General features: G+C 67.7%; 6 protein-coding genes. 2 read left to right on the top strand and 4 right to left on the bottom strand.

Features of this window, described 5'->3' with window-relative positions; all coding sequences use genetic code 11:
* Positions 1 to 8 precede the first annotated feature (8 nt).
* On the bottom strand, positions 9 to 3,218 hold the full coding sequence (locus SNAS_RS17190) for a type 2 lanthipeptide synthetase LanM family protein (protein ID WP_041624995.1): 3,210 nt from the start codon (positions 3,216 to 3,218) through the stop codon (positions 9 to 11).
* A gap of 93 nt (positions 3,219 to 3,311) precedes the next feature.
* Positions 3,312 to 3,506, bottom strand: coding sequence for a hypothetical protein (locus SNAS_RS17185; protein ID WP_013018719.1), 195 nt, complete (start codon positions 3,504 to 3,506; stop codon positions 3,312 to 3,314).
* 144 nt (positions 3,507 to 3,650) lie between these two features.
* Between SNAS_RS17185 and SNAS_RS17180 the strand changes: the two genes are divergently transcribed.
* The gene (locus tag SNAS_RS17180) at positions 3,651 to 6,596 is read left to right on the top strand and encodes an AfsR/SARP family transcriptional regulator (RefSeq protein WP_013018718.1); all 2,946 of its coding nucleotides are present in this window, start codon (positions 3,651 to 3,653) and stop codon (positions 6,594 to 6,596) included.
* A 12-nt stretch (positions 6,597 to 6,608) separates the two neighbouring features.
* Here SNAS_RS17180 and SNAS_RS17175 read toward each other — a convergent pair whose 3' ends face one another.
* Positions 6,609 to 7,592 carry a hypothetical protein gene (locus SNAS_RS17175; RefSeq protein WP_013018717.1) on the bottom strand — a complete coding sequence of 328 codons (984 nt, stop codon included), beginning with the start codon at positions 7,590 to 7,592 and terminating at the stop codon, positions 6,609 to 6,611.
* Between the two features lie 246 nt (positions 7,593 to 7,838).
* Between SNAS_RS17175 and SNAS_RS17170 the strand changes: the two genes are divergently transcribed.
* Positions 7,839 to 10,172: an ATP-binding protein gene (locus SNAS_RS17170; protein WP_013018716.1), complete on the top strand. Its 2,334-nt coding sequence runs from the start codon at positions 7,839 to 7,841 to the stop codon at positions 10,170 to 10,172.
* Between the two features lie 66 nt (positions 10,173 to 10,238).
* Here SNAS_RS17170 and SNAS_RS17165 read toward each other — a convergent pair whose 3' ends face one another.
* The gene (locus SNAS_RS17165) at positions 10,239 to 12,152 is read right to left on the bottom strand and encodes a hypothetical protein (RefSeq protein ID WP_041624992.1); all 1,914 of its coding nucleotides are present in this window, start codon (positions 12,150 to 12,152) and stop codon (positions 10,239 to 10,241) included.
* Positions 12,153 to 12,162 lie beyond the last annotated feature (10 nt).

The following is a 12,162-nucleotide window of genomic DNA, read 5'->3' as shown; positions in this document are numbered from 1 at the left end:
GTCCGCCCCTATCGCTGGATTCGTTGCGGCGGTGTCGGCACCGCCATGGTGAGCACCGACGGCACCCGCGTCGGATCGTTGAGTCGCAGCAGCCCGTAGCCGATACCGGCCAGGCCGACCATCAGGCTCGGCGTCGGTTCGCCGAACGGCAGCCCGCAGATCCAGCCCTCGGTCTCCACTGTGCGCAGTACCGAGGTCGCGCGCCGTATCGTCTCGTCGCGGAGCTCGGGTCCGTCGTGGAGACTCGCGGCCGACAGAAACAGTTCGACGGCTCCCATGTCGCCGTGGCACAGCGAATGCGAGATCCCGAAGCCGTCGCGTCGCGCGGTGTCCAGGGCCACGGTGATCTCCTCGTCGATCGCGGCGCGGTCGCCTGGGACCAGGTCGCGCATGCCCACACGCGACAGTCCGATGCCGACGGCGCCGTGGCACCACGCGCAGGTCATCGCCTTGCCGTCGGGGTCGCGGACGTCCTGCCAGGTCCCGTCGCCGGGCCGGAACAGGCTGCGTTCGTAGGTGATCGCGTCTTGGGCGGCGCGCGCGTAACGGTCCTCGCCCAGGACTCCTCCCGCCTGCGCCAGCGCCCAGGCGATGCCGCCGGTGCCGTGGCCGAAACCCGACGGCGGCCGGGAGGCGAGGTTGTTCTCGCGCATCATCGCCGGCAGCCAGGCGATTCCGGCGTCCTGCGCCTCGGCGGCGTCGAGCAGCCGGTCGGCGGCGGCGCGGATGACCTCGGCGGCCGGCGACTCGGGCCGCTGGTCGTGCAGGACGCGCAGCGCCGCGATGGTTCCGGCGGCCCCGCCCACGATGTCGAACTCGGCGTCGGGAGAGTCGTGGGCGCGGGTGCGTTCGGCGAGGCCGACCGCGTCGTCGCGCAGCGACTCGTCGCCGAGCAGGTCGGCGAGACGGCAGAACGTGTAGGCGATGCCCGGCAGCCCCGCCATGCCGTGGAGTATGTGCGGATCCCGTTCCACCTGCCGACGGATGGTCACGGTGGCCTGCCGGGCCAGGACGGCATAGGACGAGTCGCCGGTGGCGCGGGACAGCTCGGCGAGGAACAGCGCCACCCCGGCGACCCCGTTGAACAGGTCGGGAGTCAACGGCCCCAGCGACCAGTTGCGTCCCATGTGGGAGCTCAGCCCGAGCCATTGGGCACTGTCCCCGGCGACGAAGGCCCGCGATCGCAAGTGGACGCCGATCCGGTCGGCGGCCCGGACGAACTCCTCGGGTGCGGCCGGTTCGGCGACTTCGGGGCTGGAGTACACCGGGTACTCGAACCGGGCGACGGTGTTGATGGCCGCCGCCGCCAGGGAACCGCGGATCTGCGCCAGCTGCTCACGCAGGTGCTCCTCGTCCCAGTCGCGCAACGCGTCCCGGGTCAGGTCGAGACCGCCGATGACGGTCAGGCCTTCGACGGCGGCACCCTCGCTGTCATACACGACCGGGCCGTCGGTGTCGGCCTCGAAATACGGGACGTCGTTGCGCCACAGGTCCCGGCGCTCGGCCGCGATGGCGGCGGTCAGGGCGGGGGTGCGTTCGATCCGTCGCCACAGGAAGTCGAAGTGGCGCTCGCGATCCAGCGCGTCGCGCAGCACGTCGGGGTGGAACCCGGTGCGGAACAGCGTCGAATAGGTCACAGTGGACTGCAACAGGACGCGTACCCGCATTCCGCCGAACGCCGCCAGCGGCCCGTCCTCGGCGAGCAGGTCCGCGCGCCTGGTGCGGCACAGCCGGTGCATCTCGGTGTAACCGGCCAGCAGGTCGTCGGCGTAGTCGAGCAGGTTGAGCGGGATGTCGGCGGCGACCGGCCGGTGGTCGGGCAGGTCCATGGCGACGCGTTCGAGTTTGACCCGCATGTCGTCGGTGCCGATGCCACTGAGCGTCGGAACCGGCATCGAGGTCTGCTGACCGGGCAGGTGCCCGAGCCCGCTGATGTCGACAGCGCGCCCCTCGCGGGTCACCCAGGCTGGCGCGGGCAGCAGCCCCACCTGGAGCACCGACGCGGCGGTGGCCTGCTGGGCGAGCTGTTCGGCGCCGGTGAGCTGCTCGTTGGTGTCGGGCAGCCGCGGCTGGAACAGCGTCTCCAGGTCGACGAGCACCGGCTGCTCGTCGAGGGCCATCAGGTTCTCGGCGTGCATGTCGTTGGTGCGCAACAGACCCAGCAGCGCCAGCAGCGCTCCCTGCCGGTGGTAGAACCGGCGCACCCCCGCCGCATCCCGGCAGGGTTCGGCGACGAGGAACTCACTCCACCCGTAGTCGCCGCGATCCAGGCACTCGACGGTGCGCAGCGGATGGGTGAGTCCGGCGTCGTTGAGCCAGTCCACAAGGGCGCTGAAAGTCTGGTCCAGCCGCATCGATCGCGGCTTGTACACCAGACGCAGCCCGCTGTCCCAGGTCACGATCGCGACCGTCTGCCCACCCCGGTGCTGGTCACCGGCGTCGGCGCTGATCGAGGTGACCTTCCCCAGGTCCGCCCCGTCGGCGAAGCGGCGGCTCAGCACCTCGGTGTCGGCCGCGATCCGTTCGGCCAGCCGGAGATTGTTGGCGTACCACTGCTCGACGCCGATCGTCAGCTGCCGGGCCAGCACCGGATACCTGAAGAACAGGCCGCGCCGCCACGCCGGATCCCGGGCCAGCGTGAGGAACTGGGCGAAGCGCTCGGCCGGTTCCGCGGCGGTCAGCTCACCCCGGTTGCGGGCCAGGTGCAGCTCCAGCGTCATCGTCCGCCCCAGCATGGCGTGCAGCCGCCACGCGAGTCCGGTCCGCAACTGCTCGACAAGCGCGGCCGGGTCGAACCGCGCTGCCCGCTCACACAACCGCTCCAGGTCAGCACGCAACCGCCGCACGGCGGGCCCGACGAGATCGTCGGCGACGGGGGCCAGGAACGGTTCGCCCTCCGTGGACGGTGCCTCCTCGGGCGCGACCTGCGGTTCCGTTGCGGCTTCAGTAAGCCAGCCCGTCCACCACGGCCTCGGCAGCCGTCGCTCCAGGTCGGCCGACGTCTCGCCGAGCAGCCGCGCCAGCAGATCCTCGTCGAGACCGTCGGCGGCCAACCGATCCCGCCAGTGCCGTTCGTTGTCGAAGGGTTCCCTGTCGCGCCAGCGTTCCAGTCGCGCTGTGGCCTCGGACCCGTCGGTGAGCGGCGTCGAGGCGAGCCGGTCGGCGAGCGGTTCGGCCAGGTGAAGCGCCGCGGTCCGGGGATCCGAGACGAAGTTCACAGTCGTCCTTTCCGTTGCGAGGGAGGCAAAGCCGGAGGCGGGCACGTCAGCAACGCCCGCCTCCGGTTTCATACGGCGATCCCTACTGTGTGACTAGCAGCAGCAGTTCGGCGAACCCGTCCACTTGGTGCAGTTGGTGGACTGCGCGGTGGCCTCGTGGATGTACAGTTCGCGCAGCTCGGCGTCCAGGTCGCCAGCGGGGTGCTCGACCAGCTCGAGCTCCTCAGTGGACAGGCCAGCCCGGAACTCGACGTCGGTCCAGGCGCGGGTGATGGTCGCAGTCGACATGTGATCTCCTTCGCAATAACGGCCCGATCAAGGGTTCGACCGGGTCAGCGAGACCGAGTGTGCCCATCGGCGGTGATACGTTTCCTATTCAGGGGCTAACCGTTCGCTAACCGCACAGCGGTGGTGCGCAATGTTGAGGGCGTCATGCGATTCTCCGTTTTGGGTCCACTTCGGGTAGAGGCGGGAGACCGCATTGTAGACATCGACCGGCCACGCCGACGATCCGTCCTGGCCTACCTGCTGATGCGCTCCAACCGCCAGGTCTCCACCGACCAACTCGTCACCGCCATCTGGGGTGACCGCCCCGTCCCCACCGCCACCACCCAGGTGCACACCGCGATCTCCGTGCTGCGCAGGACATTCCGGGACGCGGGCCACCCGGACCTGATCCAGAGCCGATCCTCCGGCTACACCCTCAACGTCGACCCCGAGCACCTCGACCTCGCCGTGTTCGCCGCCGCGGTGTCCGCCGCCGGAACCGCCAACGCCGGTGACACCGACATCATCACCGCCCTGCGACGAGCCCTGGACCTGTGGCGGGGCCAAGCCCTGGAGGGAATCAGCGGAGCCTTCGTCGACACGGCGAGTGCCCGCCTGGAAGAACAGCGGTTGTCGGTCTTCGAGACCCTGATGGACCTGGAGATCGCACGGGGAAACCACCGCGACATCACCCCGGAACTGATGGGCTACATCGAATCCCATCCGCTCCGAGAATCCCTGGTCGAACGCCTCATGCGCGCCCTCTACCACAGTGGACGCAAGTCGGACGCGCTGCGCGAGTACGTGCGCATCCGCGAGCGCCTCACGTCCGAACTCGGTGTGGAGCCGGGCTCGGCACTGCGCGGCCTGCACCGGGAGATCCTCCAGGACGCACCCGTAGCGCGCCCCCGCGAGTCAACCCGAGTGGAAGCACCCCGCGAACCCGCCGGCCCCCGGCAACTGCCGCCACCGTCCCGAATGTTCACCGGCCGAGCCGCCGAACGCGCCCAACTGCGCCACGCGCTCACCCCAACGCGCGGTCAGGAGCGCCCCATCGTCGCCCTGCACGGCTCCGGCGGCGTCGGAAAATCCACACTGGCCATCCAGGTCGCCCACGACCTCAACCCCACCTTCCCCGACGGCCAGCTCTACGTCGACCTGCAAGGCTCCACACCCGGCCTGCCACCGCTGACCCCGCTGGAAATACTGCGGCGCCTGCTGTCCGCGCTGGGACAGCCCGACGGCGAGATCCCCACCGACGCCACCGAAGCCGCCCGCCGCTACACCGACCTCAGCGACGGTTCCCAACACCTCATCCTGCTCGACAACGCGACCGACCCGCGCCAGGTCGAACCCGTCATCCGGGCCAGCCGCAGCGGCGGCCTCCTCATCACCGGCCGGGCCCCACTGGCACTGTCCGACGTCCAACTGTCCCTGCGCCTGGACGTGCTGCCCCCGGCCGACGCGATCACCCTGCTCGACCGGATCGCCGGACGCACCGGCGCCGACTGGTCCGACTTCAGTCAGATCGCCGCCTACTGCGACTACCTGCCGCTGGCCCTGTGCATCGCCGGTGGCCGACTCGCGCGCGAACCCGACCTGTCCGGCAAACGCCTGGCCGCCAGTCTGTCCGACCACCGCGACCGGCTCGACACCCTCGAAGTGGACGGAGTCGGGGTCCGCTCCAGCATCCGGGTCGGCTACGACCTCATCGCCTCCGGCAGCAGTCCCGCCGACCGCGTCGCCGCCGACGCCTTCCGCGCCCTGGGTCTGCTGCCACTACCCACCATCGACGCCGGGGTCATCGCCGCCATGCTGTGTCCCGACGACCCTCCCATGGCCACCACCGCCCTGGCCCGCCTGACCCGCGCCCAACTGATCGCCTCCGACGGCGACACCCGATACCAGCCACACGACATCGTCCGCGCCGTCGCGACCGGCTACGCCGAGGAAACCATGAGCGCCCAACAGCGCACCCAACTGCGCCACCGGGGCATCGCCTTCTACGCCGCCTGCGCCATGCTCGCCGACAACCTGCTGCGCCCGAGTCGCAAAGGCATCGCCTCCCAACCCGACCCCACCGAACTGGCCCCGCAGCAAGTCCTCCGACTCGCCCTGCGCGGCCCCGACGACGTCGGCCCCTGGCTCGACGAAACCCTGCCCAACCTCGTCGCGGCAGCCCAACTCGCGGCCACCGATTCCCCCGAAGCCGCCCGCCACGCCATCACCATCGCCCACTCCCTGTCCTGGGCCCTGCGCAAACGCGGCGAATTCCACCGCGAACACGTCCTCGCCACCAGCGCCGTAGCCGCCGCCGAACGCCTTGACGAACCGAACACCCTGCGTCGAGCCCTCATCTACCTGGGCCGCGTCGAGATCTACCTCGCCGAGTACGACAGCGCCCTGGCCCACATCAACCGAGCCCTCGACTCGGCCATCGCCGACGACGACCTCTACCTCCAGATCGCGGCACTCAACGACCTCTGCCTGGTCGCCATCAAACAAGACGACCTACCCCAAGCCCGGCGACTCCTCCTGGACTGCCTGGAACGCGGCACCCCCATCGAAGGCTGGCAACGCGTCGGCGCCACCCCTCGACACAACCTCGCCGCGGTCCAAGCCCTACTGGGCGAGTGGAAGGAAGGCGCCCGACTGCTGCGCCACAACCTCCCCCTGCGCCGCGACACCAACGACCGCGCCGGAGAAGGCACCGACCTCGTCCTGCTCGGCACCATCTGCTGTGGACTGGACCAACTCGACGAAGCCGCCCTCCACCTCACCGAGGGCATCGACATCTGCGAAGAGCTCGGCGACCGCCTCGACAAATGGTTCGGCCTGGCCGCCCTGACCCTGGTACACCTGCGCCAAGGCCGTCACCTGGAAGCCACAACGGTCGGCCAGCAATGCCTCCTCGTCGCCCGAGGCATCAACCAACCCTTCGCCGAGAAGTGCTCCCACCGCCTACTCGCACTGGCCCACCAGGCATCCCAGGAACCCAGCGACGCCAGAAGCCACGCCCGCAACGCCGAAGCGATCGACGCCGGTTCGTCCAGCCTCGAAGGCCGCATCATCGACACCCTGCTGGACACTTACGAGTCCACCAGACCCTGACCCGCCTCTGCGTCACGCCGACTTGGAGAACTCCGAGATCTCGAACAACCCGACGTCGTCGGCATTGGTCCCCGGCGACGTCTGCGACAGCGACGCCTCGGCCCCAACCCAGCCGTGGAAGCCGCCGTCGGAGTCGATGATCTGCATCATCGGCTTGACGTGCGAATTACCGGTGTAGCAGTACTCATCCCGATCGTCGGCCAGCTGCCGCACCCAATGCCAGATCGTGTCCCGCCGGTCGGTGACGGAGCCGTTCGGCGCCGCCAGGTAGTACTCGGTGGGCTTGGCCGTCTCCCCGCCCAGGCACTTCCCGCCGCCGCACAGGCTCCAGTCCCGCATCCAGAACGGACCACCGGCACCAGAGTCCACATAAGGCTTGTTGTTCGCGTCGGTCTTCCACAGGTAGTACTCATGCCGCAGCTTCCCGTGATCCACGGCCGCGACATCCTTCATGGACGCCCGCTTGTCCAACCCGGCGTTCGACCCGTACCCGAAACCGTGACTGGCACCGAAACTCGACGCCTTGAACGACAACTTCGCCAGCTTCGCCTCGATCGGCTGACTGATCGTCCACTCCTCCCACAGACCATCGCTCCAGGTCACCTTCACGACATCCCCGGACACGGCGAACTTGCCCGACAACTGCTGCGGAGCCGACTTCGACTGGAACCCGTGCGCGGTCTGAATATCGCAGTCCCGCGACGGACACCCTGAAGCCCGCACGCCGGTGTACGACCGCACCTCGCGCCGCCGCTGCGTCCAATGCCAATGCCGCTCCGACACCGTCCCGTCCGCCTTGAACACGTACGTCCCCAGCCGCTGCCAGTTCGCCCGCGAAGCGGCATCCACTTTGCCCACAGCGACGGTGAAGTTCGCCATGCCACCCGGCAACCCCACCCGCTCGTCCTCGGCCTGCGCGCTGTTCACCACCAGCACACCCGTAACCAGCATTGCCAGCACCGCGATCACCGGTGCGATCCGCCATCCACGCTTCATGCCCCCAGGTTCCCCAACCGATACACACAACACCCATAACCGCCAGGGCCTTGGCCATCCCAGGCCCGAACGCCGATCACGCTCTCGCACCACAGACGTCCGCGATTCGGTGCCCACTGGGGATGTGTTGTGCCGCAACGGAAATATCGCTAATGTCAGTTCGTTGGCATACGTCGGTCACGTGGGGGGTGCCCGCTGCGTGTCCGCCATTGGTTTGTCGACGCGGAAACGGACTGGTGAGTATCGATGTCGGTTTCGAAACCTTCGCCCGAGGTCGTGTCATTCGCGTGGGAACTGGCGAGGTTGCGCCATCGCGTAGGTGACGTCTCATACCAGGAGCTGGCCCGGCGCACCCGGTTTTCCGCGTCGGTCCTGGCCCGGGCCGCCTCGGGTACGCGGTTGCCGTCGTGGCCGGTGGCCGAGGCGTTCGTGCGCGCCTGCGGAGTGCTGGAAGTGTCGGGGTGGAAGCGCCGCTGGCTCATCGCCGCGAAGAAACCGGCGATGGCGGAAAGCGCCGAGCCGGGAACGATCCCGGCGAACCTGACATCCTTCGTGGACCGGACCGAGGAGCTCGCGCAGCTGGTACACCAGGTGCGATCGCATCGGCTGGTGACGGTCACCGGGCCGGGAGGAACCGGAAAGACCCGGCTGGCGCAACAGGTGGCCCTGGCGATCGAACTGGACTCGCGCGACGGGATCCGTTGGGTGGACCTGACCCAAGTGGTCGATGCCCAGATGCTCGCCAGGCTGTTGCTGACCGTCACCCAGCTGCCCGCCGATCCCAACAGAACTGCCGCCGAACAGGTGCTGTCCTTTCTGGCCGAACGGGAACTGATTCTGGTACTGGACAACTGCGAGCACGTGACGATCGCGGTCGCCAATCTGGCGCGGCGGATCCTGCTGGCGGCACCGCAGGTGAGAATCCTGGCGACCAGCCGCCACAGCCTGGGCTTGCCGGAGGAACACCTGTGGACGCTCGGCCCACTTCACACGTCCGCCGCGGTCCGGTTGCTGACGGACCGGGCTCGCACCGTCGTCCCCGGCTTCGTCCTGGACGATCACACGACGCCGCAGGCGATGCAGGCGTGCCGGATCCTCGACGGATCGCCGTTGGCCATCGAGTTCGCCGCCCGCCGCCTGCGGGCCCTGACGGTCGAACAGCTGGTCGCGCGGTTGGACGACGTGTTGACATTGTTGTCGGACGGTGATGCGGCCGGACCTATTCGGCACCAGTCATTGCAGGCGATGCTGGAGTGGAGCTGGAGCATGTGCGCACCCGCCGAACGGCGCTTGTGGAGCGACATCTCCGTGTTCGCCGGCGACGCCGGGCTCGACGCCATCGAAGCGGTCAACACCTCCTACGAGACCGATCCGGTCGCCGGGATCGCCGTGGGAGTGTCACGCCTCTGTGAACAGTCCATTGTCACCATGATGACACGTGAGGGCCAGGCGCGCTACTCCATGCTGGAGATGGTGCGGCAGTTCGGATTGCGCAAGGCCAAACACCACGGATGGTGGGAATCGACGCAGGCCAGGTATCTCTCCTGGGCACGAGACTTCGCCGAGCGTTTCGACCGGGACTGGTTCGGTTCGCGACAACCCGAACTGCTGATCAGTGTGAAGACCGAGATGCCCAACCTCGAAGCCGCTATGGAATACGGCCTGAGCGACGGCGACAATCTCGCGGCGGTCCTGGACGCGACGCGACTGGCCCGGTCGTTGTACTGGTACTGGGTCTCGACCGGCGCCATGTGGGACGGTCGGTATCGGCTTGACCAGGTGCTGGCACACGACAAGCTTCCCGACACCGATCGCATGGACGTCATGTGGCGCTTCGCCGTCACCGTAGCGATGACGGGGGACCCCCGCACCGCCACGGACCTGGCGCGCCAGGCAGCCAAGATGAGCGACCATCTCGGCGACTTCGTCCTGCGGGGATGGGCGGGCTACGCCGAAGGGGCCTGCCAGATGTTCGCCGCGAGTCCGTCGGCCATCGATACCCTGCGCGACGCGACAGCGCGATTCCGGGCACTGTCAATACCGCACGGCGTGCAGGTGTGCCAGACGGTGTTGGGAGTGGCACTCGCCGCCATGGGGGACAGGAGGGCCACCGAGGAGACACTGGGTCCGGTCATCGACATGGGACGTCGATTCGAGGAAGTGCTCACGCGTGCGTACGCGGTGTGGAGTCTGGGAATCGTCCATCACGAAGTGGGAGACATCCAGCTGGCACGGGCCGAAGTCAACGAGGCGCTTGACCTCTACATCAGGTTGCGGGATTCGCGCGGCATCGCGGTTTCGCTGGAGACGATGGCCTGGATCGCCGCCGACACCGGCGATGACCGTGTCGCCGTGATGCTGTTGGGGGCGGCCAACGGGCATCTGCCACGTTCCGAACCCCGCATGGTGGGGTTCGACCGGCTCGTCCATCGTGGACAAAGATACGATGCCCAGCTGGAAGAGTTCCTGGGCAGCGACGTGTACCAAACCCTCCTGCTGGAAGGCTCCGCCCTGACCACCGTCGACGCCTACACGATCGCCACCAACTGGCACACCGACAGCACCAACACTCGCCAGTGACCAGCCCGCGATCGCGTTTCGGGCCGGGGGGAGGCGTGCTCCCACCGGCCCGAATGCGCGTGCGGTCTACTTCAGACCGTGGGTGTGGACGGTGCTGTGGGTGACCGTGTTGCCAGCGTCGTCGGTGGCGGTCGCACGCACGGAGACGAATGTGGCGTCGGCGGGGTGTTTGAGTTCGCCGGTGGCGGAGTCGCCGTCGACCTTCGTGTCCACCTTGGTCCAGGTTTTGCCGTCGTCGTAGGAAACCTCGAAGACAAGCTTCTTCAGCTTGGTGTCCTTGGCTCCTTGCTGGGCCTGGTAGTCCAGTGTGAACTTCTGCGGTTTGGAGACGTCGGCGTAGCCGTTGGAAACGCCTTCGGCGTCGAAGGCGACCGCCGAGACCGGCAGCGGAACTGGCTTGGTGGTCGGCTTCGACTTGAACTCCCACTTCACCGCCGACTTCGTCGCCAGTGGGGTGTACGAGTCGGAGTGTGTCGATTTCACCGACAGCGTGTACCGTCCGGAATCCTTCTTGGGCAAGGTGAGCTCGAAACCCGAAACCTTGAGGTCCTTTCGCGCGACCTCCTTGCCGTCACGCTTCAGTACCGCGGTGCCCTTGATCGAGTTGTAGTCGACGATGTACTCCTTGGAGTCGGCATTGTCGAGGAACGGCATGTTCGCGTACAGCTTGTCGCCGTCGCGCACGACCAGCGGTTGTGTTCCGGAACCGCCGACGTTGAACGACAACGGCGCCTGTCCGGTGACGCGTTCGCTCGGCCCGGCCTTGAACGTGGAAGTGCTTGACGCCTGGACGTACTTCTCGGACGCGTAGTCGCCGATAACCGTGTCGGCGTGCCAGGTGATGTCCTTGCCGGGTGTCAGGTATTCGGTGCGCTGCGTCTGCCACTTCTGCTCTCGGGGTTGGCAGTAACTGAAGTGCGACGCGCCCTTTCGGTAGCTCCAGTTGCACCCATTCGTCGGCTCGGTGGTGGCGAGACCGTCGAACGTGCGGGTGACCTTCGCCAGGTCCCCGTCGCGGGCCGTGAAGACGGGCTTGGCGGGGATGCCGTCGGTTTGATAGAAGTCCAGGTCGTAGGTGTATGGGTTGGCGTTGTCGGTGCCGACCAGATGCGGGGTGGCCTGGATACCAATGGTGTGGTCGCTCTTGCCGGTGGGAATGACGAACTGCTTTCGGCCCGCGGGAGCGTCGACGCCGACGATCAGTCCGTCGCCCTTCTCGGGCATCATGGACACTTTCACGGACTGCTCACCCAGTTGTGCGGCCTGGTCGACCTTGTAGGTGACCTCTTTGCTCTTCGTTCCGTCGATGGCGACGTCCAATGGGGAGTTCTTGACCTTGGCGGTTGTCACCCCCTGAACATCGCCTGATTCACCTCCCGCCCAGGAGAGGAAGTCGTACTGCCCGGGTGGCAGGGAGACCGAGCCCTTGCAGTTCGTGCCGAGTTCGATCTCGTCGGAGGTGCCGTCGGCGACGTTGACGTAGTCGACCGTGCAGTCCCGCGGGACGGCTCCACTCTGGTCGGTGATGGTGATCGTGACCTTGGAGTCCTTGTCGGACTTCGACTTCGGAGCATCACCCTTGGGCGCGAACGTGCCGTACGGCTTGGAACTGAGGCGACTCGCCTTCGCGGCGTCGGATACCCCGCTGCGCAGTAGCTCGGAGACGTTGTAGCGGCGTGGGTCCTCCTTCCCGTTCTTGATGTCGTCCACCCGGTCGGTGGGAATCGCGACGACATCACCGGAACCGTCGTGTGCCGGAGGGTTGATGAGCCCGATGTCCTCGCGGTCCTTCGCGGGGCGCCACACCATGCCGCCGTCCGGCGACACACTGACGATGTCCCCTGTGGGTAGTGTGACGACTCTGCTGTCTGGCGGCGATGGGCTCGCCTCGGCGGCGTTGTCCGTTTCGGCGAACGCGAAAGCGCCGCCCGCCGCCAGCATCAGCGCGGCGCCTGCCGCGACCAGGTATCTCCGACGCAAAGTGGATCCT

This window comes from Stackebrandtia nassauensis DSM 44728, from assembly GCF_000024545.1.
GTDB classification, from domain to species: Bacteria; Actinomycetota; Actinomycetes; order Mycobacteriales; family Micromonosporaceae; genus Stackebrandtia; species Stackebrandtia nassauensis.
This window is presented reverse-complemented; position numbering and strand designations above follow the sequence as displayed.